Annotated in this window: 21 protein-coding genes; 17 read left to right on the plus strand and 4 right to left on the minus strand. The window is 71.9% G+C overall.

Annotation, left to right across the window (positions count from 1 at the left end; translation table 11 throughout):
- Window positions 1-36: 36 nt before the first annotated feature.
- Window positions 37-897 (plus strand): helix-turn-helix domain-containing protein, encoded by an 861-nt coding sequence (locus tag IE207_RS10715; RefSeq protein ID WP_190183842.1) that lies wholly within the window; start codon window positions 37-39, stop codon window positions 895-897.
- On the opposite strand, the gene IE207_RS10720 is transcribed toward IE207_RS10715, so the two are convergent.
- On the minus strand, window positions 857-1,681 hold the full coding sequence (locus IE207_RS10720) for a helix-turn-helix transcriptional regulator (RefSeq protein ID WP_190183843.1): 825 nt from the start codon (window positions 1,679-1,681) through the stop codon (window positions 857-859). The two genes, IE207_RS10715 and IE207_RS10720, sit on opposite strands and share 41 nt — an antisense overlap.
- A 49-nt stretch (window positions 1,682-1,730) precedes the next feature.
- Here IE207_RS10720 and IE207_RS10725 point away from each other — a divergent pair, with 49 nt between their 5' ends.
- The 5 genes from IE207_RS10725 (at window position 1,731) to IE207_RS10745 (ending at window position 3,909) form a co-directional block, all read left to right on the plus strand.
- Window positions 1,731-2,189 carry a DUF2000 domain-containing protein gene (locus IE207_RS10725; protein ID WP_229873630.1) on the plus strand — a complete coding sequence of 153 codons (459 nt, stop codon included), beginning with the start codon at window positions 1,731-1,733 and terminating at the stop codon, window positions 2,187-2,189.
- Window positions 2,190-2,241: 52 nt separating this feature from the next.
- A complete protein-coding gene (locus IE207_RS10730) occupies window positions 2,242-2,445 on the plus strand; it encodes a helix-turn-helix domain-containing protein (RefSeq protein WP_190183845.1) in 204 nt (67 codons plus the stop codon).
- A gap of 7 nt (window positions 2,446-2,452) precedes the next feature.
- Window positions 2,453-2,923, plus strand: a complete 471-nt coding sequence (locus IE207_RS10735) for a Clp protease N-terminal domain-containing protein (RefSeq protein ID WP_190183846.1) — start codon at window positions 2,453-2,455, stop codon at window positions 2,921-2,923.
- Window positions 2,920-3,351: a hypothetical protein gene (locus IE207_RS10740; RefSeq protein ID WP_190183847.1), complete on the plus strand. Its 432-nt coding sequence runs from the start codon at window positions 2,920-2,922 to the stop codon at window positions 3,349-3,351. The genes IE207_RS10735 and IE207_RS10740 overlap by 4 nt, the downstream gene beginning before the upstream one ends.
- 183 nt (window positions 3,352-3,534) lie before the next feature.
- Complete coding sequence (locus IE207_RS10745; RefSeq protein ID WP_190183848.1) at window positions 3,535-3,909, plus strand: VOC family protein; 375 nt, start codon at window positions 3,535-3,537, stop codon at window positions 3,907-3,909.
- 82 nt (window positions 3,910-3,991) lie between these two features.
- Here the strand turns inward: IE207_RS10745 and IE207_RS10750 are convergent, their stop codons facing one another.
- Genes IE207_RS10750 through IE207_RS10760 form a run of 3 tightly spaced genes read right to left on the minus strand, consistent with a single transcriptional unit; the run spans window position 3,992 to window position 6,812 of the window.
- The gene (locus tag IE207_RS10750; protein ID WP_190183849.1) at window positions 3,992-4,999 is read right to left on the minus strand and encodes a DMT family transporter; all 1,008 of its coding nucleotides are present in this window, start codon (window positions 4,997-4,999) and stop codon (window positions 3,992-3,994) included.
- A complete protein-coding gene (locus IE207_RS10755; RefSeq protein WP_190183850.1) occupies window positions 4,996-5,985 on the minus strand; it encodes a transketolase family protein in 990 nt (329 codons plus the stop codon). Before IE207_RS10755 ends, IE207_RS10750 begins: the two co-directional genes overlap by 4 nt.
- Window positions 5,982-6,812 (minus strand): transketolase, encoded by an 831-nt coding sequence (locus IE207_RS10760; RefSeq protein WP_190183851.1) that lies wholly within the window; start codon window positions 6,810-6,812, stop codon window positions 5,982-5,984. The genes IE207_RS10755 and IE207_RS10760 overlap by 4 nt, the downstream gene beginning before the upstream one ends.
- 264 nt (window positions 6,813-7,076) lie before the next feature.
- Here IE207_RS10760 and IE207_RS10765 point away from each other — a divergent pair, with 264 nt between their 5' ends.
- From IE207_RS10765 to IE207_RS10815, 11 genes are all read left to right on the plus strand, one after another.
- A complete protein-coding gene (locus tag IE207_RS10765; protein ID WP_190183852.1) occupies window positions 7,077-8,423 on the plus strand; it encodes an ATP-grasp domain-containing protein in 1,347 nt (448 codons plus the stop codon).
- Entirely contained in the window at window positions 8,423-9,709 is a 1,287-nt protein-coding gene (locus tag IE207_RS10770) for an MFS transporter (RefSeq protein ID WP_190183853.1), read from the plus strand. The genes IE207_RS10765 and IE207_RS10770 overlap by 1 nt, the downstream gene beginning before the upstream one ends.
- Window positions 9,710-9,799: 90 nt before the next feature.
- Window positions 9,800-11,320, plus strand: a complete 1,521-nt coding sequence (locus IE207_RS10775; RefSeq protein WP_229873631.1) for an argininosuccinate lyase — start codon at window positions 9,800-9,802, stop codon at window positions 11,318-11,320.
- On the plus strand, window positions 11,295-12,296 hold the full coding sequence (locus IE207_RS10780) for a GHMP family kinase ATP-binding protein (RefSeq protein WP_190183854.1): 1,002 nt from the start codon (window positions 11,295-11,297) through the stop codon (window positions 12,294-12,296). Before IE207_RS10775 ends, IE207_RS10780 begins: the two co-directional genes overlap by 26 nt.
- A gap of 9 nt (window positions 12,297-12,305) precedes the next feature.
- On the plus strand, window positions 12,306-14,588 hold the full coding sequence (locus IE207_RS10785) for a pyridoxal-phosphate dependent enzyme (protein ID WP_190183855.1): 2,283 nt from the start codon (window positions 12,306-12,308) through the stop codon (window positions 14,586-14,588).
- 159 nt (window positions 14,589-14,747) lie between these two features.
- Window positions 14,748-15,473 (plus strand): hypothetical protein, encoded by a 726-nt coding sequence (locus IE207_RS10790; RefSeq protein WP_190183856.1) that lies wholly within the window; start codon window positions 14,748-14,750, stop codon window positions 15,471-15,473.
- A gap of 246 nt (window positions 15,474-15,719) precedes the next feature.
- Window positions 15,720-16,196: a lamin tail domain-containing protein gene (locus IE207_RS10795; RefSeq protein ID WP_308433579.1), complete on the plus strand. Its 477-nt coding sequence runs from the start codon at window positions 15,720-15,722 to the stop codon at window positions 16,194-16,196.
- Window positions 16,197-16,431: 235 nt separating this feature from the next.
- Window positions 16,432-17,355, plus strand: a complete 924-nt coding sequence (locus IE207_RS10800; protein WP_190184214.1) for a D-alanyl-D-alanine carboxypeptidase family protein — start codon at window positions 16,432-16,434, stop codon at window positions 17,353-17,355.
- Window positions 17,356-17,631: 276 nt separating this feature from the next.
- Complete coding sequence (locus IE207_RS10805; protein ID WP_190183858.1) at window positions 17,632-18,210, plus strand: NADPH-dependent FMN reductase; 579 nt, start codon at window positions 17,632-17,634, stop codon at window positions 18,208-18,210.
- Window positions 18,210-18,821, plus strand: coding sequence for a serine O-acetyltransferase EpsC (epsC, locus tag IE207_RS10810; protein ID WP_190183859.1), 612 nt, complete (start codon window positions 18,210-18,212; stop codon window positions 18,819-18,821). The genes IE207_RS10805 and epsC overlap by 1 nt, the downstream gene beginning before the upstream one ends.
- Window positions 18,822-18,950: 129 nt before the next feature.
- Complete coding sequence (locus tag IE207_RS10815; protein ID WP_190183860.1) at window positions 18,951-19,970, plus strand: PLP-dependent cysteine synthase family protein; 1,020 nt, start codon at window positions 18,951-18,953, stop codon at window positions 19,968-19,970.
- Window positions 19,971-19,974: the final 4 nt, after the last annotated feature.

Raw genomic sequence — 19,974 nt, forward strand, 5'->3', positions numbered from 1 at the left:
AACCAGGCACGGCGGGCCGTGGCGGACACTGGGGGCATGGATCGTGCACACCAGCTCACCGAGTTCCTCAAGTCCCGCCGTGCCCGCCTCAGTCCGGACGCCGCCGGGCGGGGCGGCTTCGGCGGCCGGCGGCGCGTGCCGGGCCTGCGCCGTGAGGAACTCGCCCTGCTGGCGGGCGTGAGCGTCGACTACTACACCCGTCTGGAACAGGGCCGGGCCCGCAACGTCTCCCCCGCCGTCCTCGACGCCGTCGCCGACGCGCTCGGCCTGGACTCCGACGAGCGCGGCCACCTCCACAACCTCGCCAAGCCCGGCAGAACGGGTCGGCAGCCCGACCGCGCCCAGCAGATCGGCCCGGAACTGCGCCAGGCCCTGGACGCGCTGGTCACCGTCCCCGCCTACCTCATCGGGCGGCGACTCGACGTGCTCGCCTGGAACGACCTGGCCCGCACCCTGATCGCCGACTTCCCCGCCCTGCCGCCGGACGGGCGCAACATGGCCCGCCTCGTCTTCCTCGACCGTGCCGCCAAGGACCTCTACCCAGAATGGGAGGCCAAGGCCCGTGACACCGTCTCCAACCTCCGTCTCGACGCAGGACGTCACCCCGATGACCCGCGACTGGCCGCGCTGGTCGGTGAACTGACGCTCGGGAGCGCCGACTTCCGCCGTCTGTGGGAGGACCACACCGTCTTCGGCAAGACCCGGGGCCGCAAGCGGTTCGCCCACCCCCGCGTCGGGGAACTCTCCCTGGACTACGTGGCCATGCGCGCGCCCGACGACCCCGACATGACCCTGATGATCTACAGCGCACCCGTCGGCTCCGCCGCAGCCGACGCCCTGCGGGTCCTGGCCGACGTCACACCGGCACCGCGGGGCCGCCGGACGGCGGACCTGTGAGCCGGGCGTACCGGCCCGGAGTGGTGCCCACGATGCGCTTGAAGTGCCGGGTGAGGTGCGACTGGTCGTAGAACCCGGCGTCGGTGGCCACCTCACCCGGCGGTTGCCCGTCGAGCAGCAGCCGGCGGGCCAGGTCGATGCGGCGGGACGTCACGTACTGGTGCGGTGCGATGCCGAAGGCGTTGCTGAACGCGCGTACGAGGTGCGTGGGGTGGGCGTGGAGGAGGCGCGCGGCCTCGTCCAGGGTGAGGGGTTGGAGGAGCCGTTCGTCGAGGAGGTCGCGCAGCGTCCGGGCGATGCCGTGGTCCGGTCGCGGGCCGCGCGGGAGCCTGGGGCGCAGGTGGGCGCGCAGCCGGTCACCGATGAGGGCCAGGCGGCTCTCGGCCTCGAACTCGTCGCCCGGGTGGGCGAGGACGGTGTGCAGTTGTCCGACGCGGCTGCGCAGGAGGGGGTCGGCGAGGTCCGGGCCGTCGACCGCGGGCCCGATGAAGCTCGCGTCGAGGTGGGTCATGTCGAGGTAGAGCACACGTTTGCGGAAGCCGCCGGTGGTGGCGGGTGAGCCGTTGTGCGGGACCTGCGGCGGGAGGAGGCTGACGGTGTCGGACGGGGTGGCCCGCTGGTGGCGGTCGAGGTCGTAGCGGACCGCGCCGTCGTCGACGATCAGCAGGGTCCAGGCGTCGTGGACGTGCATGGGGTAGGCGTGCGCGGTGAAGTGGGCGTGGAAGACCTCCAGGACACCCGCCACCGGTGGGCGCCAGGCCGAGGTCTCCTGCCGAGCGGTCATGCAAGGAACGTACAAGACCGGGAAGGCGCCCACCCGCCAGTCTCGGAGCATGAGAACCGAGAACGAGACCGACGGCGCGGACGATGCGCTGGCCCCCGTCCGCTTCGACACCAAGATCGCCGTGGTACTGCGGGACGACCTTGAGACCTGGCAGCGGCTGAACGTGACCGCGTTCCTGGTCAGCGGGCTCGGCACGGCTTCACCGGAGGTGATCGGCGAGCCGTACGCGGACGCCGACGACACCGCCTACCTGCCGATGTTCCGCCAGCCTGTGATGGTCTTCGAGGCGGCGAAGGAGACCCTGACCGCCGCGCACGGCCGTGCCCTCTCCCGTGCGCTGCCGACTGCCGTGTTCACGTCGGACCTCTTCCGCACGGGCAACGACCGCGACAACCGGGCGGCCGTCCGGGCCGTGGGGACGGGCACGCTCGACCTGGTGGGGATGGCCGTCTACGGCCCGCGCAACGCCGTGGACAAGGTGCTCAAGGGCGCGCGCATGCACCCGTGAGGATGTCAGCCTGGGTTGACAGCGTGGCGCCTGTCAGCCCAGACTGACAGGTATGGAAACCGGAGATCTGTCAGAACGTCTCAGGTCGCACGACCCCGCCGTGGGACTGCGCGCGGTGGGCGCGCTGCACCGGCTGGCGGAGCAGGTCGAGGCCGCGGCGGTGGCGCGCGCCAGGCAGCAGGGGTGGTCCTGGGAACAGATCGGGGACGCCCTCGGCGTGTCCCGGCAGTCCGCACACGCCAAACACGGGAAGTGAGACGACGGTGTTCGAGAAGTTCGCAACGGGTGCCCGCACAGCCGTCACCTGCGCACTGGAAGAAGCCCGGCTGCGCGGCGACCGCCGCATCGGGACCGAACACCTCCTCCTGGGCCTCCTCCACGAGCCCGGCTCGCCGGCGGTCCGGTGCCTCGGCGTCGGCCTCGACGACGCGCGGGCCGCCCTCGAGGGGCTGGACCGCTCCGCGCTGGCCGCGATCGGGATCGACGTCCAGGGGATCGAGCGGCCGCCCGTCCCCGCCTCGCGCAAACGCACGCCCTTCACCTCCGGCGCCCGCTCGGTCCTGCCGCGCGCCCTCGTGGAGGTGAGGAAGACCGGCGGCCGGCGCCTCGGGCCGGAGCACCTGCTGCTCGCACTCCTCGCCTGCGAGCGGCCGGACCCCGCGGCGGAGCTGATGGAGCACCTGGGCGTCGACCGCCCGGCGGTCCGCGAACGCCTCTCGGACAGGACCGGGTGACAGCGGTGTCGGTGGAAGCCGCCGGGAGACCCTCGTACGAGGACTGTTCGATCTACGTCGACGCGCCCGACCCGGAGGCGGTGATCGAGGCCCTCGCCCACCTGGCCGACGGCCCGGTCGACGCGCACGTCCTGCGCGCGGGGTCCGTGCTGCTGCACGTCGGCCACAACGGTTACGCGTCGGACATCGGCGGCGACCCGGTCGCGCCCTTCCTCCGATGGGAGGTGACCACCGACTGCGAGGCGCCCTCCGCGACGACCGCCGAAGACGTGGTCGAGGCCGTCGCCACCGTGCTCAGGACGCTGTGGAGCAGCGGATACCGGGCCCTCGCGGCGTGCGACTTCGAGAACGAACTGCCCGCGAACGGCGGGGGTCGGCTCGGCATGAGCGGCAAAAGCCGGTTGCCGCGGGCGCGTTGGTCCACGTAAGATCGCCGATGTGAACACCGGACCGGCAATGCGCCACGCACGGATTGGTTACCCGGTGGAGGGCTGATCCCTCCGTGGGTGCGACGAAGGCACCCCCACAGTTCGGCACGCGGACCCCCCAGTGCTCGTGCACTAGGCGTCCCTTTTCCGTATTCGTGCCGAACACACCGAGGTCGAACCCGAATGACAGTCACGTTCAACCACACCATCATCGCCGCCAAGGACCGGGGCGAGTCGGCCCGCTTCTTCCGGGAGTTGCTGGAACTGCCGGAAGCACCGTCCTGGGGGCCGTTCACCAACATCCAGCTCCCCGACGGCGTACTGCTCCAGTTCGCGGAGCCGCCGGTTGAGATCCAGATGCAGCACTACGCGTTCCTGATCGACGACGAGCTGTTCGACCGGGCGTACCAGCGGCTCCGTGACCGCGGCATCGAGCACTGGGCCGATCCCCAGATGCGCCGCCCGCACGAGACCAACACCGAGCACGGCGGCCGGGGTGTGTACTTCAAGGACCCCGCCGGCCACGCGATCGAGTTGATCACCCGCCCCTACCTGTAGCCGGGCGTACCGCGGGGCCCGGTCGCCGCACCCCGGCGACCGGGCCCCGCACGCGGCACGCACACCGCGGTCGGTGCCTTCCCTACGAGGTCGTGGTCGAGGCGGCCTGGAGCGGGGGGCTTGCGCTGCGGGTGGTCCGCGCCGTCCGGGCCCGGCGGGTGGCGGCCCCGCCCCTGCCCGCGGTGGCGACGAGGACTCCGGCGAGCAGGACGCCGACTCCGCAGAGTTGCTCGACGGAGGGGTCCTCGCCGAAGACGACGGCTCCGAGCACGACCGCGCCGACGGGCTGGACGAGCAGCAGGGTGCTGGTCAGGGCGGCCGGCAGCGCGGTCAGCGAGCGGGAGATCAGCAGCCAGCCGACCACTTGCGAGGACAGGGCGAGCAGGACCAGCCAGCCCAGGGTGGGCCAGGGCGACGGGAGCCGGACGTCGCCGATGGCCACGGACAGCACCGCCGCGCCGACGGCGGCGCCGAGCGTCGCCTCGTAGAGCGGGGCGATGACGCCCACGTCCCCGCCCGGCGCCGTGTTCCGTCCGGCGGCGCGCAGGATCAGGATGTAGCCGGCGTAGAAGACGGAGGTACCGATTCCGAAGAGCACCCCGAGCCCGGGGCTGCTGCCGTAGGTGCTGCTCCCGAACACCCCGGCGATGAGTACGACGCCCGCCAGCATGAGCGGGAGGGCTGCCAGCAGGGACCTGGCCGGCCGCTCCCCCAGTACGGTCCAGGCGAACAGTGCGACGAACAGCACCTGCAGGTTGCCGAGGACCGTGGCGAGTCCCGCGCCGACGGCGTCGATGGTGTGGCTCCAGAGCACCAGGTCACATGCGAGGGCCACACCCGCGAGACGGGCCAGCCAACGTGCCCGGCGCGCGAGCGGGCTGCGGTGGGCGCGCCTGCGGTCGGCGGTCATCAGGGCCCACAGCACGGGCACGGCCACGGCGCAGCGGAAGAAGGCCGCCATGCCCGCGGTGGTGTCGGCGAGCCGGACCATGGGCGCGGAGGCCGCGATGAACGCGGCGCCGGCCAGGACGGCGAGCACGGGACGCCCGGCCGGCGGTGGGGCCGCGAGGGGGGAACCTCCGGTGGTCATGCCACGACGTCCAGTGCCTGGGCGAGGGCGTTGGTCACGTTGATCCCGGCGTGGTTCAGCAGGTACTGCTCCCCTCCGACGAGGTCGTAGTGGATGTCGGGCACGCCGATCCGGCGCACCGGCGGGCCCGCGATCTCGGCGATGACCTCGCAGACGGCTCCGCCGAGGCCGCCCACGGCGCGGTGGTCCTCGATGGTGACGATGACTTCGGCGTGGGCACTGGCGTCGAGGATCGCCTCCCGGTCCAGGGGTTTGACCGTGTGCATGTTCAGGTGCCCGGCACTCACGCCCTGCTCGGCGAGTTCCCGGGCGGCTCGCGCCGCGACCAGGTTCGGGTAGGGGCCGGTGGCGATGAACAGCACCCGGCCGGGCTCGCGCATCACGCGTGCCTTGCCCAGGACGAATTCGGTGCGCTCCTCGAACAGGGTCGGCGTGGCCAGGCGCCCCAGCCGCATGTACGCGGGGCCGGGGTCGGCGGCCAGGGCCACCGTGGCCTGTACGGTCTCCCACGCGTCGGCCGGGGCGACCACCGTCATGTTCGGCAGCATGCGGGTGACGCCGATGTCCTCGAGCGAGTGGTGGGTGGGGCCGTAGTGGCCCGAGGCGAGTCCCGCGTGCGTTCCCACGATCTTGACCGGCAGGTTGGCGCCTGCCACGTCGATCTTGATCTGTTCGTAGGCGCGGGCGACGGCGAAGGGGCTCATGCCGTTGGCGAACACGGGCCGGGCGACCACGGTCATCCCGGCGGCGACGCCGACCATGTTCTGTTCGGCGATGCCGAGGTCCACGTACTGGCGCGGCAGTTCCTTCGCGAAGTGGTCCTCGTAGTCCATGTCGGTGGCCAGGCACGCCAGGAGCGGGTTCTCCCGTCCGAGGGCGAGCAGCATCATGGCGTAGGCGTCGCGGCTCTGGATGGTGGAGCGGTGCTCCCAGACGTGGTCGAAGACCTCCGCGACGGAGCGTTCGGTGGCGATGTCCGTGCTCATGCGCGCTCACCGTCCAAGGCCGCGAGGGCCAGCAGGCGTGCGTCCTGGTCGAGGGTCGCCGAGTGGCTCTTCTTGGTGTCCTCCAGGCCCGGCACCCCGCGCGCCTTGACGGTGTGGGCGATGACGGCCGTCGGCCGGCCCGGTTCCACCGGGCCCTGGAGGGCCTGCCTGATCTGGTCGTGGTCGTGTCCGTCGATGGAGAGCACGCGCCAGCCGAAGCTGAGCCACTTGTCGGCCAGCGGTTCGAGGGACATGGTGTCCTCGGTCCGGCCGCTGATCTGCCACTTGTTGCGGTCCACGATCGCGGTCAGGTTGTCGGCGCCGAGGTGGGACGCCGCCATGGCCGCCTCCCAATTGGAGCCTTCCTGGAGTTCCCCGTCGCCGAGGATCACGAAGGCGCGGCCGTCGTGCCCGTAGCGGCGTTCGGCGAGGGCGACGCCCAGGCCCAGTGAGAGTCCGTGCCCGAGCGCGCCCGTGGAGAAGTCCACGCCGGGAAGGCGCTTCATCGGGTGGCCGCCCAGCCGGCTGCCCTCCTCGGCGTACGTCGCGCACTCCGCCTCCGGTATCACGCCCGTTGAGGCGAGCGCCGCGTAAAGGCCCGCGGAGGCCTGCCCCTTGCTCAGGATCAGGTAGTCGCGTTCCGCCGACGGTCCTTCACCGGCCGGCCGGCGCAGCACCTCGCCGTAGAGGACGGCCAAGAGGTCCGCGATCGACATGCTGCCGCCGATGTGCACGCCGTTGGGCGAGGCGCTCATCTCGATGACCTTGCGGCGGATGTCCTCGGCAAGTCGTGTGGCCACGTCGTGGAGTGGCGCCTGTGTGAGCATGCTTGGTCCTTCCAAAGCCGTCAGCGTGCCGCTACCTCGCTAGAACAAACCAACTGAGCTGTTTTGTCAAGGCTGCTCTTGAGCGGTTGAAATTGCCGTTCACGCCTCGCCAATTTCCCTGAGTTTTTACCGCAGTTGGCCAACAGAACCCCATTCCGGAAGAGCCGTCGAAGCGCGCTTGAGAGGCGTTGACAAAACCACACGGTTGGTTTTTTCTGACGTGGTCGCTGGTGTCGCCGACCGAACAGGGATTGTGAGGACCAGATGAGCGAGTTGTCCGAAGGCGCCCGATCTGAGCTGTGGGACTCCTCCGAGGACGTGGTGCGCAAGGCCGAGGGGCGCGCGGTCGGCGTGCTGGTCGACGCGTACGGCACCGGCAACCACCTGCCGGCCGCCTTCAACCGCCAGGGGATCGAAGTCATCCACCTGCAGAGCTCCCCCGAGCCGATAGCCCGCATGCAGGCCTGGGACAGGTCGAGTTACCTCGGCGCGCTCGTGTACGAGGACGGGAGCACCGAGCGCACCCTCAAGGAGATCCAGCCTCTGTTCGTCCTCCCCGGCCAGGAGCCGGGTGTGCGGCTCGCTGACCAGCTGAGCGAAGCACTGGGCCTGCGCACCAACGGGACCGAGCTCTCCGAGGCCCGCCGCAACAAGTACAAGATGATCGGGGCCGTGGCCGCCGCCGGGCTGCGCACCGCCGCCCAGCTGGTCACCGAGGACGTGGAGCAGGCCGTCGCGTGGGCACAGGTCGCCGGGCGCTGGCCGTGCGTCGCCAAACCGCTGTCGTCCGCCTCCACGGACGGTGTCTTCATCTGCCGCGACGCCGACGCGCTGCGCGCCGCCTTCCCGTCCATCCTCGGCAGCACCACGGTGTTCAACGGCGCGAACACGCAGGTGCTCGTTCAGAGTTTCCTGGAGGGGACCGAGTACATCATCGACACCGTGAGCGTCGACGGGCACGCCCACGTCTGCGGTGTGTGGCAGTACGAGAAGCGCGTGCTGGCGAACGGCAAGCCGATCTACAACCGCGACATCCTGGTCTCGCCCACCGACCCGGCGGCCGTCGCCCTGATCGACTACACCCGCTCGATGCTGGACGCGCTGCGCATCCACAACGGCCCGGCGCACACCGAGGTGATCATCACCCCGGACGGCCCCGCCCTCGTGGAGGTCGGCGCCCGGGTCAACGGCCACCTGCACCCCGAATTCCACCAGCGGTGCATCGGCACGAACAGTGCCGACCTGACCGCGCTGGCCTACGCCCACCCCGAGCGGTTCCTCGCCGAATACGGCGACGGCGTCTACCGCAGGCAGCAGCCCGCGGTCGTCTACAACGCGCCGACGGAACTGTCCGGCGAGGTGCTGGCCGTCAACCACGCGCTGGTCGAGGAGATCCGCCGCCGGCCGTCGGTGGTGGACCTCATGCTCAAGCGCAAGCCCGGCGACGTCATCGTGCCGACCCTCGACCTGCTCACCAGCCCGCTGCGGGTGTTCCTGACCGCTCCCGACGCGGCCACGGTCGAGGCCGACTACCGGTTCATCGAGTCCGTCCGCGAGTCGATCTACGAGGTCCGGCCCGTCCGCTCCCGGGTCGCCTGCGGAGCGGTGTGATGTCGCAGCAGACGAACGCCCCCCGGCAGAAGGCCGGACTGCGCACGAACATCGCCGGCCTGCGGCCGATCGCCGCGCTGCTCGCCACGGTGGCCCTGTCGCGCAGTGCGGTCGTGCTCTACCCGTTCTACGGGGTCTACCTGGCCAGCGAGCGGCAGGGCCTGACGGTCGACGTGATCGGCCTGATCGTCGGCATGTTCGGTCTGGGCGCGCTGATCGCGGGTGTGGCCAGCGGCGCGCTGGCGGCCCGGGTGCGCGAACAGCGGCTCGCGGTCATGGGGCTCGCCGGTGTGGCGGGGATCGTGGTGGTCATCTCGTTCACCACGCAGCTGTGGATGCTCGCGGGCCTCACCGCGCTCTGGGGCTTCTGCTACGAGCTGGTCAACCCGATCGCCTACACGCTCGTGGCCCGGGTCATGCCGCAGGCGCAGCGGCGGTTCGCCTTCTCGGCGGTGCGCCTCGCCATCAACCTGGGCATGGGCATCGGGCCCGTGATCGCCGGGGTCCTGTTCAACGTCAGCCCGGGGCTGCTGCCCTGGGGCACCGCGATCGGGTACGTCGTCTCGGCGTTCATCCTGGCGCGGGCGCGGATCGCGGTGGGCCCGGCGTCCGACGGGGAGCAGGGCGAGGGGGCCGGCTCGGGGGACGGCGGCGTGCAGGGCCGGCCCGGGCTGCGCTTTTGGAGCTTCCTCGCGGCGACGACCCCCATCCACCTCGCCTACGCGCTGCCGTCCACCGTGGCCAGCGTGTACGTGATCCACACGCTGGGCCAGTCGGCCGGCTGGGCCAGTGCGATCTTCGCGGTGAACGCCTTCATGGTGCTCACCTGCGAGATGGCCCTCAATCACGCGATGCTCGAACTCAGCCGCCGGATCAGCCTGTTGATCGGTTACGCGTGCGCCACCGTCGGCTTCGTCCTCATGGGCTTCGGTGCCCACCAGACCTGGCTGCTGCTCGTGGCCACCGCGGTGTGGACGGTCGGCGAGATGATCGTCTACCCGGTGATGCCGGACCACATCAGCGCCATCACCCCGGACCGGCTCAAGGTCCGCAACATGGGCTTCTACACGGCCCACTTCAACCTCGGTGTGGTGCTCGCACCGCTGATCTTCCTGCCCCTGGTGCAGGCGCTCGGCCCGGTCGCCTCGTGGTCGCTCGTCGGCGGCGTCCTGCTGGTCGGCCTGGTGACGACCGCCGTGATCAGCAACTCGCCGCGCATCTGGGGCCCCGAGAAGGTGCAGGCCCCGCCCGCCCCCGCTCCCGCCCCCGCGCTGGCCACCCAGTAGCGATGCGCCGGTCCTGACGGCCGGCGCCCCTCCCGGAAGAACGGCGCCCTTTGCCGATCCCCGTCCCCCAAGAGAGAAAACGGATTCCAGGTGCACCCTGACCACGACACCGGTGGGAGCAACGCGCTGCCGCTGAGCGGACGCATCGGCAAAGGACCGAGCGAACTGCTGCGGGAAGAAGTCCTCGACCCGCAGTTCCGTTACGAGGCCGAGCATCTCCTGCCCCACTACATCGCGATCGAGAAGGCGCTGGTCGCCGAATACCTGCGCATGGGACTGGTCACGGCCGGCCAGGCCGCGGAACTGAACGGGCTGCTGGACTCGGTGACCCGTGAGGAACTGCTGGCGGGACGCGAGGCGAACATGTCGGACATCGCCTTCTCGCTGGAACGCCACGTCGAGACACGGCTCGCCGAGCCGGTCGCGGCCTGGCACGTGGACCGCAGCCGCAACGACCTCCAGGCCTGCGCCCAGTTGATGTCGGGCCGGGTGCGGCTGGTCTCGGCCGCCGAGGCGCTGCTGGCCTTCGGGCGGGCGGCGGGGCGGCTGGCCGCTCGGTACGCCGACGACCCCATGCCCGGCTACACCCACTTGCAGGCCGCCCAGATCATCTCGCCCGGGTTCTACCTCGCGGCGCTGTCCGAGCAGGTGCTGCACACGGCGCGGCGACTGCTCGCCACCTACGACGGCATCGACGCCTGTCCCCTGGGCGCCGGCGCCATGTCGGGCCAGGAACTGGCCTGGGACCGCGGGCGGCTGGCCGCCCTGCTGGGGTTCCGAAGGGTGCAGCCCGTCGCCCTGACCTCGGTCGCCTACCGCGGCTGGGTCCTGGAGATCACGGCCGAGTTCAGCGTGTTCGGGGTGGCCCTGAGCCGTTTCACCACCGACCTGATGGCGTGGGGCAGCAGCGCCTACGGCTATCTCGACCTGCCGGACGAGCTCTCCGGGATCTCCTCGGCGATGCCGCAGAAGAAGAACTTCCCGGTGCTCGAACGGATCCGCGGCAAGTCCGCGCACCTGTCCTCGGCCCACATGGACGCGGTCCTCGGGCAGCGCAACACGCCGTTCTCCAACTCGGTCGAGGTGTCGAAGGAAGCGGGATCGCAGCTCTCCTTCGCCTTCGAGACCTTCGAGAGCGTGCTGCGGCTGTCCACGGCGGTCCTGGAACACGTGCGGTTCGACACGAAGCGCATGAACGAGGCGTGCGAGCGGGAGTTCCTCGGCGGCTTCGCCCTGGCCAACGCCCTCACGCTGCGCGAAGGAGTGCCGTGGCGGCGGGCCCAGGTGATCTCGGGCCGGTACATCGTCGCCGCCATGGAGGCCGGCCTCGCGCCCGCGCAGACCGATGCGGGCCTGCTCAAGCGGACCGCCGCGGAACTCGGCTTCGAGCTGACGGCCCCGGAATCGGTGCTGGCCGGAACCTTCGACGTACGGCACGCCCTGAACGCACCGCGCTCCGAGGGCTCCGCCCGGCCGGAGGCGGTCGCGGCCGTACTGCGAGCGCAGGACAAGGAATTCGAACGGCTGGGGGAGGAATGGGCGGCCCGCGCCCGGTCCACCCGTAGCGGACACGGAGGAGAAGAGCATGACAGTGCAGCCGTACACGCCTGAACTCGACGGGCTGGCCGAACCGGACGGACTGCCGCGCACGCGCAGCGCCGGCGTCGGCAGGGCCTTCGGAACGTTCGGGGAGCTCCTCCAGGGCGTACTGCCCGGCACCGGCGGGCATTTCATGGTGACGTCACCGGTGGCTGCCTGGTCCACGGCGACCTTCGCGCACGAACCCGACTCGACGTCCATCCACGTGGCGCCCCGCCACAAACGCAAGGCGGCGAAGCTCGCGCAGCGGGCCCTTCGCGCCGCGGGCCACAGCGGCGGCGGCCAGCTGCGCATCGGCAGCGAACTGCCCGAGGGCAAGGGCATGGCCAGCTCGTCGGCGGACCTCGTGGCCACGGCGCGCGCGGTGGCCGACGCCCTGGGCGTCCGCTTCACCCCGGCGGACATCGAGGCGCTGCTGCGGGGCATCGAACCGTCGGACGGTGTCATGTACGACGAGATCGTGGCGTTCAGCCACCGCGAGGTCCGCCTCCGCGAACGCCTGGGGACCGTACCGTCGATGACCGTCATCGCCTACGACGAAGGCGGACAGGTGGACACCATCAGCCACAACCACGCGGCCACGGCGCCCAGCGCGCCGGAGCAGCGCGAGTACGCCGGCCTGCTCGACCAGGCGCGCGACGCCATCCGCGCCTCGGACCTGCGCGCGCTGGGCCGCGTCGCCACCCGCAGCGCCGAGCTGAACGCCCGCCACATGCCCCGTCCGTCCCTGCCCACCCTCCAGCGCATCTGCCGCGACATCGACGGGCTCGGCATCGCCTGCGCCCACAGCGGCACGATGCTCGGCATCCTGCTGCCCCACGACGATCCCGAGACGTCGCTCAAGGCCGAGATCGCGCTCGCCGCGTGTGCCTCGCTGCCCGGCACCACGATGCTCCACCGCTCCCTTGGCCATGGCGACGACTGGTCCTACGGAGGACTCCGCCCGCTCGCCGCCTCCGCCCCCGTGGCGGCCCCTACCAGCGTCTGAGGAAGAGACATGCTCTTTCAAACCGTCTACGACATGGTCGGGCACACCCCGCTCGTCCGGCTCGACCTCGATGTGCCGGACGGGACCGAGGTGTACGCGAAGCTGGAACTCGCCAATCCCTTCGGCATGAAGGACCGGGTGGCCAAGAGCGTCATCGAGGAGGCGCGCCGTATCGGGGCGCTGCTGCCGGGTGCTCCCATCGTGGAGAGTTCCTCCGGCACGATGGCCCTCGGGGTGGCTCTGGTGGGCCGCTCGCTCGGCCACCCGGTGCACATCGTCACCGATCCCCGTATCGACCCCATGACCATGGCGAAGCTGCGCTCGCTCGGCGCCCAGGTCCACGTGGTCCCCAAGATGAACGACCAGGGCTGGCAGGGCGCCCGTCTGGAGCGCCTGGACGAGCTGATGCGGGACATGCCCGGCGCCTTCTGGCCGCGGCAGTACACCAACCCGGACAACCCGCGCGCCTACCGGGTCCTCGCCGACGAACTGCTGCGCGACCTGGGCACCGTGGACGTACTGGTGGGGGCGGTGGGCAGCGGCGGCTCCCTGTGCGGCAGCACCCGCGCGCTGCGCCGGCGCCTGCCGGGGCTGCGGTCGGTCGGCGTGGACTGCGTGGGCAGTGCCCTGTTCGAGCAGCCGGACATGCCCAAGCGGCTCCAGAGCGGTCTCGGCAACAGCCTGTCGCCGCACAACCTCGACCGCGGGATCATCGACGAGGTGCACTGGCTCAACGACCACGAGGCGTTCGCGGCCGCCCGCGCCCTGGCCGGGGAGCAGCAGATCTTCGCGGGCAACACCTCGGGGTCGGTCTACCGGGTGCTGGCCGACGTGGCCGCCCGGGCGAAGCCGGGCAGCCGGATCGTCGGCATCTTCCCGGACCGCGGCGACCGTTACACGGAGACCGTGTACAGCGACGAGTACTGGGCGCAGCACAAGGTGGCCGACCTGCCGCTGGCGTCCGAGCCGGCCGAGGTCGCCTACGGGACCCACGTGAGCCAGTGGTCGCGCGCCGAGGTGCGCCGGCCCCGGGAGCTGCCCAAGCGGGTGCTGTTCGTCGAGTCCAACACCACGGGCACCGGCATGATCGCCCTGTCCCGGGCGCGGGAGCTGGGGCTGACCCCGGTGCTGCTGACGGGCGGGCCGGAGCGCTACGCGGGCCTGGCGGAGACGGGCGCCGAGGTCGTCGTCTGCGACACCGGTTCGCCGGCCGAGCTGCGGGCCGTCATCAGCGGTCGGTACCCCCGCGAGGAGCTGGCCGGTATCACGACGACGAGTGACTTCTACGTGCCCGCGGTGGCCGGGCTGACCGACTGGCTGGGCCTGGCCGGGAACACGGCGGAGGCAGTGGCCGCCTGCCGCAACAAGGCGACGATGCGCGGTGTCCTGCGGGACGCGGGGGTCACCCAGCCGCGGTTCGCGATCCTGACGGACCTGGCGGACGTGGCCGGTGCGGTGGGCGCCGTGGGCCTGCCGTGCGTGGTGAAGCCCGCCGACGACTCCGGCTCGAACGGCGTGCTGCTGTGCTCCACCGTCGAGGCGGTGGCAGCGCACGCCGAGCGCGTCCTGGCGGTGACGACCAACGCGAGGGGGCTGCCGACCGCGCGGACGGTGCTCCTGGAGGAGTACCTCGACGGGCCCGAGTACAGCGTCGAGATGTTCTCCCACGACGGCGTCGCCACCTGTGTCGGCATCACCGCCAAGCAGGTCACGGCCGGCCCGCACTTCGTCGAGACCGGGCACCTGTTCCCCGCTCCCCTCACGGGGCCGGTCGCGGGCGCCATCGCCGAGACGGTCAGCGGGGCCCTCAAGGCCATCGGCTGGGAACTCGGCCCGACCCACACGGAGGTCAAGCTCACCGAACGCGGTGCCGCCGTGATCGAGGTCAACCCGCGTCTGGCGGGCGGCATGATCCCGGAGGCGGTCCGTCAGGCCACCGGGACCGACCTGCTGGAGCAGCAGCTGCGGGCCGCCACCGGGATGCCGCTGGACCTGACCGCCTCGCACTCCGCGTCCGCCGGCATCAGGTTCCTGCTTCCCGAGGGTGCGGGGACGCTGCGCGGTGTCGACGGCGTCGACGCCGCGCGCGCCGTCGACGGGGTCACGTCGGTCGCGGTCACCGCCGCGGCGGGTGCCTTGGTACGGCCCGTCGAGAACGCCTACGACCGGATCGGGCACGTCATCGCCACCGGCCCCGACGCGGCCGCGGTGACGCGCTCGCTGGACGCCGCGCTGGGCGAGCTGCGCATCGGCATCGCCACCGGGGCGCCGCAGGGGGCGCAGGCCGGCTGACCCCGCCCGGGCGGGGTGTCTCCTCCTCAGGGCCGGCGGACGACCGGTCGTCGCGGGCGCGCGGCGGCCGGTCCCCGCGTGTGCGGGGCCGTCATCCGGCGCCCGCCCCCGGCGTGTGATCATGGCCCGTCGGCACACCTGCGCCTCATGGGGGGGACCATGCGCACCCGGACCATCACCGCCACTTCCGCGAAGGGCCTCCTCGGGGTCCTCGCCGCCCTGCTCCTCCTGACCGGCTGCACCGCACCGGGCGAGCGGGGACACGGGGGCGCCGCCACCCCTGCGGCTCCCGGCCCCGCGCAGGGCGGCGGCCCCGCGTCCGAGGGGTACCAGGGCCCCCGCCCACAGGATCAGAACCTGCTGGCCTGGACCGGCGATCCCAACGATGCGGGGCACGTCACCGCCCAGTCCGCCGCCGGGGTCGGCGGGCGGGTCACCCTCGTACGGATCGTCCTGCGCGAGCAGATCACCTGGTCGGACATCTGGCTGGGCCTGGCCGGTGTCGACCCGAACGCCCAGCTCTCGAACTGCTACCTCGGCGTGTACGACGGCGCCGGCACCCTGCGCGCGGCCACCTCGGACGTGTCAGCGCAGCTGATGGGCGATGCGGTGGCCAAGCCGCTGCCGCTGGGCAAGCCGTTCACCGCCGCCCCCGGGACGTACTTCATCGCCCTCCTGCTCAACGGCAACTGGGCCACCAACGCCCTCACCTTGAAGTCCACGGGGGCCGGCATCTCGGTCAACGCCGGTCTGGCGCCGCCGAAGCTCCGGTACAGCACGGTCCTGACCGGTCAGAGCTCGCTGCCCGCCACCGTGAACCTCGCCGAGCAGTCCACGAGCACCATCAACACCGGCTGGGGCAGCCAGTGGTACGGGATCTCCTGAGCCGTCACGTGCCCGCACAATAAGACAAACCGACATAACCGTCTATTGCCTGACTTTCGGTGGCATCTCTTTGGTAAAGGGACAGTTACCGACATGTCTGTATTAGGCAACACCGGGCGAGTCCGCCGTGCCGGGCGGCGGAAGTGGGCCAAAGTGTGGCTCCTCGGCCATTTGCCGAGAACCGCTCGGAGCCCGCCCGGCCAGTTCGAACCCCGGGGCGGGCCAACGTTGGAAGGGGCCATTTCCTTGTCTGCTTCTCTCACCCCCCGTCGTGCCGTCGCGGCGTTCCTCGCCGCCGGCGCCCTGGTCGGCGCCGCCGCCCTGCCGGCCTCCGCCTCCGGCGACCACCACCGCGCCACGCACTCCTCGGTCGTCATCGGCTCCGTCCAGCACGAGACCCACAGCCGCAGCGTTTCCAACCACGCGCTCAACCGCGAATGGGTCGAGGTGAAGAACACCGGCCGCCACGGCGTCGACCTGCGCGGCTACACCCTCACCGACAGGCAGGGCAACCGCTACCGCTTCGGCGGCCTCCGGCTGGCGAGCGGCCACAGCGTGAAGGTCCACACCGGCCAGGGCCACAACACCCGCAGCGACGTCTACCAGAACCGCCGCCAGCAGATCTGGGACGCGCGCGACACCGCGACCCTGCGGGACGACCGCGGCCGCGTCATCGACACGGAGTCCTGGGGCGGCCGTCAGGGAAGCCGCCACCACGGCTGACCGGTCCACCGTCCGTCACGTCCCTCGCCGAGGGTGACGCGACCACCTCCTGGTACGGCGTGCCGCGGGAATCCGCCCCGCGGCACGCCGCATCCATGTCCCCCGCGCACGCGCCGCCGGACCTCTGGGCACACCGTGAGGCCGGCGCTAGGCTCCCGCCCGGGCGCGGGCACTCGGCCCGCGTTCGAGCGGATCGACCAGCCGACCCGGGGGGATTGACTTGATCTCGACCCTGATGCGCCGCACCCGTGGCGCGCTCGCCGTCGCCGTCGCGGCCGGCGCCCTGCTCACGGTCCCGGCGCCGGCCCGGGCCGCCTCCGCGCCGCCCCTCACCGCGGCCGGCGCGTTCTTGATGGACGCCGCCACCGGGGCGACCCTCACCTCCAAGGCCGCCGACACCAGGCGTCAGATGGCCAGCACCACGAAGATAATGACGGCTCTGGTGGTGACCACCCAGCCCGGCGTCGACCTCGAACGGCACGTCACCGTCAAGCAGGTGTACCTGGACTACGTGGTCCGCGAGGGCGCGAGCTCGGCCCACCTCAAGGCGGGCGCCACGCCGACGGTCCGTCAGCTGCTGTACGCGATGATGCTGCCCTCGGGCTGCGACGCGGCGTACGCGCTCGCCGACACCTTCGGAAAGGGCACGACCACGGCGGCCCGCACGGCGGACTTCATCGCGCAGATGAACGCCAAGGCCAGGGCGCTGGGCCTGACCCGGACCGGGTACGACTCCTTCGACGGCATCTCGCCGACCGGCAACAACCTCACCACCCCGCGCGACCTCGCGAAGCTCACCAAGTACGCGATGACCGGCACCACTTTCCGGACCCTGGTGAAGACCACCTCGATCAGCACCGGCGGTACCTCGGCCGACGCGACGTGGTCCAGCACCAACCTGCTGGTGCGGCCGCGTCCGACCGGGTACGGCTACCCGGGTGCGATCGGCGTCAAGACCGGCACCGGCACGGCGGCGGGCAAGTGCCTCGTCTTCTCCGTGACCCGGGGCGGCAAGACGGTCATCGGCGTCCTGCTGAACGACGAGGAGCGGTACGCGGACTCGATGGCGCTCTCCGACTGGGCCCTGGGCCCGGCCGCCGGTTCCAGGACCGCCCTCCGGCGCGGCGGCGCCGAACCGGTCCCGGACGTCCTCGACTGACGCGGGCCCGCAGGAGACCCGCAGGACCAGGAGTACAGGCGGACTCCTGAGGTCCTCCGTCGCGGCGCGAGTCCCGGTCGAGGCCGGCAACAGCCTGGGCTGGGACCGTGGCGAAGACGACGCGGGCCGGAGCCACCTCCCCGGCCGGACGGCACTTGCGGTGCCCCCCGGCCGACGGAACTCCCCCGTCCGCGCGTCGGCCTCACCGCCGAGGCCGCGACAAGAGGGGTCCGGGAACCACAGGCGGGAGTTCCGGGCCGAGGAGAGGGGTTCGATGTGGCGAAGATCGTTCTGATATCCGGCAGCACACGCCGGGACTCGCTGAACAACGCAGTACTGGCGACCGTGCGCCACATCCTGGCCGAGCTGCCCGGCGACCACGAAAGCGTGCTGCTCCCCGTCGCCGGCCTGCCGTTCTACGAGGCCGGCCTGGAGCTCGCCGACGGATCGGCCGCCGTGCGCGCGGCCAAGGAACTGGTCGCCGGCGCGGACGCGTTGTTCATCAGCACCCCCTCCTACAACGGCGAGATGCCCGGCGCGCTCAAGAACGCCCTGGACTGGCTGTCCCGGCCGGGCGGCCGGAGCCCGCTGACCGGCAAGGTGACGGCCGTGGCCAGCGCGTCCCCCGGGGCGCGCGGCGCGCTCGACGCCCAGCCCGGCCTGGTCGGCGTACTCGGCCGCTGCGGCGCACTGGTCGTCGAACACGAGCCGGTCGCCGTCGGTGGCGTGAGCGTCCCGGCCGGCGCTGACGGCCGCTACACGGATCCGGAGATCGTGGCCCGGCTGGAGAGCCTGACCCGCGCCCTCGTCGCCGAACTCAGCCACCTCGGTGAGAGCGCCGAGGTGCTCGTCTGATGGCGGACGACCGGCCCGGCCTGCTGCGGATCATGAAGGAAGACCTGGACGTGGTGCTGGCCCGCGACCCGTCCATGCGAAACCGCCGCGAAGCCCTGCTGCACGCGGCGCTGCCCGCCCTGTGGGCACACCGCGTCGCGCACCGGCTGCACCTGCGCGGACTGCGGTTCATCGCGCGGGCCATCGCCTGGTACGCCCGCCGTGGCACCGCCGTGGAGATCCACCCCGGCGCGGTGCTCGGCCGGCGCGTGTTCATCGACCACGGCGCGGCCGTGGTGATCGGCGAGACCGCGGTGGTCGGCGACGACGTCACCATCTACCACCAGGTCACGCTGGGAGCGGTGGGCTGGTGGAGCGACAACAACCGGGCCGTGGGCGAACGCCGCCATCCGGTGGTCGGCCACGACGTCGTGCTCGGCACCAACGCGACCGTCCTGGGCCCCGTCACCATCGGGGAGCACGCCGTCATCGGCGCCCAGGCCCTCGTCAACAAGGACGTGCCGCCCGGCGCCCGGGTACTCGCCGCCACCGCCGTGATCAAGGCCGTCGGCCGGGCTCCGCAGCCCATGGAGGACCTGTACGCCGTCACCGCCTCGGCCGGCTCCTGGTAGTCCTGCCCCTCCCGTCCCGCGGCCCCGGACCCCCGGCGGACTCCCCCCGCGAGGACTTCCACCGGCGTGCGCCGCACCGTACGACCGACCGACACACCGCCCCACCGAACGACTTGTGAGGAACCAGACGTGGAAAGCCGCCAGAAGCGCGACATCGCCGACAGCATCGAGGACTTGGTCGGCGCGACCCCCCTGATCCGCCTGCGCTTCGACGACACCGCCCCCGGCACCGAGGTGCTGGCGAAGCTGGAGTCGGCCAACCCGATGTCCAGCAGCAAGGACCGCGCCGCCCTGTACATGCTGCGCGCCGCGGAACTCCGGGGCGACCTCGTGCCCGGCAGCGGCACGGTCATCGAGGCGACGTCCGGCAACACGGGCATCTCGCTGGCCGCTCTGTGCGCCGCCCGCGGCTACCGCTGCGTGATCGTGCTGCCCGACAGCGCCACCGCCGAGCGGGTGTCCCTGCTCAAGGCGCTGGGTGCGGAGGTGGTACAGACCCCGCGCGACCTCGGATACCCCGGTGCGATCGCCAAGGCCGGGGAACTGCACGCCGCGACGCCGGGCTCCTGGTTCCCGTGCCAGCACGAGAACCCCGACAACGTGCGCGCCCACTACGAGACGACCGGCCCGGAGATCTGGACCGACACCGCCGGGCGGATCGACGTCCTGGTCTGCGGCGTGGGCACCGGCGGCACCCTCAGCGGCATCGCGAAGTACTTGAAGGAGCAGAACCCGGAGGTACGCGTCGTCGCGGTCGAACCGGAGAACTCCCCTGTGCTGTCGCAGGGCGTCGGCGGGCTGCACCGCATCCCCGGTCTCAACGGCGGCTTCGTCGCGCCCACCACCGACGTCGATCTGATCGACAGCGTGGTGACGGTCTCCGACGAGGACGCCATGCTCGCCGCCCGCGACCTCGCCCGCCGCCAGGGCATCCTGGCGGGGGTCTCCTCCGGCGCCGTCGCCCACGCCTGCGCCCAACTGGCCGGGCACCCGGACTACATCGGCGCCACGATCGTCACCGTCCTCCCCGACACGGGCGAGCGCTACCTCAGCATGCTGAACGAGGACGACGCGCCGGCCGCCCGCACCGTTGAACAGCCCGTCACCCGGCCCGCCGGGCAGCCCGCCGCGCTGACCGCCAAGCCCTGAGCCC

It is taken from the genome of Streptomyces cirratus (genome assembly GCF_014650775.1).
GTDB classification, from domain to species: Bacteria; Actinomycetota; Actinomycetes; order Streptomycetales; family Streptomycetaceae; genus Streptomyces; species Streptomyces cirratus.